The organism is Candidatus Pelagibacter communis, from assembly GCF_001179925.1.
Lineage (GTDB): Bacteria > Pseudomonadota > Alphaproteobacteria > Pelagibacterales > Pelagibacteraceae > Pelagibacter > Pelagibacter ubique_E.
Map to the genome: position 1 here is coordinate 1 of NZ_CVSF01000052.1, position 943 is coordinate 943.

The following is a 943-nucleotide window of genomic DNA, read 5'->3' on the forward strand; positions in this document are numbered from 1 at the left end:
ATCATTAAAATGCTTCTTAGTTGTATCTAGTGATTTAGTTCTTTTAACAAAAAACTTTTTATTTTTTTGATTAGAATGAGGAGTTAATTCTGCTATTTTTTCTAAGAAATATTCTAATACATATTTTTTTATAAAATCATCTTTTATTGTATTTGCAATGCTCCTCAATTTTTTTTCAAAAATTGCCAATGAAGAAGGATTGTTTTCTGTTTGTTTTTTATAATGACTAAAAATAAATTGATGAATAGATAACTTGCTTTGTTTGGTAAATTCAATGAAATTAGCTTTACCATTTTTATTTACATAGCTGTCTGGATCTTCATTGTCTGGTAAAAATAAAAATGAAATTTGTTTTTCTGGTTTTAATTCTTTAATAGAATTCTCTGCTGCTCTTAAAGCAGCTTTATAACCACTTTCATCACCATCAAAACAGATAATTATATCATCAAAAAATTGATTAAGGGTTAAAATTTGTTTATCTGTCAAAGAAGTTCCAAGATTAGCAACTGCATTATCTACTCCGCTCTTACTTAAACCAACTACATCCATATAACCCTCAACTAAATAGATGTGATTTATTTTATTAGATAGTTTTCGAGCCATATCTAAATTGTATAAATTGGATCCTTTTTTGAAAAAATTTGTTTCAGGTGAATTTATATACTTGGCTAAATAGTCTAAATTTTCAATTATTCTCCCACCCAATGCTATTGGTTGACCTGAAATATTATTAATTGGAAAAATTAATCTACCCCTAAATCTTTCAATATATATTTTCTTTTTTTCATCCAAGTAAAACAAACCAGTTTCAATTAAGGCTTTTTCACTATAATTTTCTTTCAATTTTTTAAAGAAATTTGGATTTTTTTCTATGTATCCAATTTTAAATTTTTTAACTTCTTCTTTAGTTATAGATCTATTTTTTAGATATTTTCTTGCTAAA

Annotated in this window: 1 protein-coding gene; it reads right to left on the reverse strand. The window is 24.6% G+C overall.

All coding sequences use genetic code 11. From position 1 onward, the window contains the following. Positions 1-943, reverse strand: a 943-nt coding sequence (locus AMN70_RS03295; RefSeq protein ID WP_143323412.1) for a DNA primase, incomplete at both ends; no start/stop codon positions are given.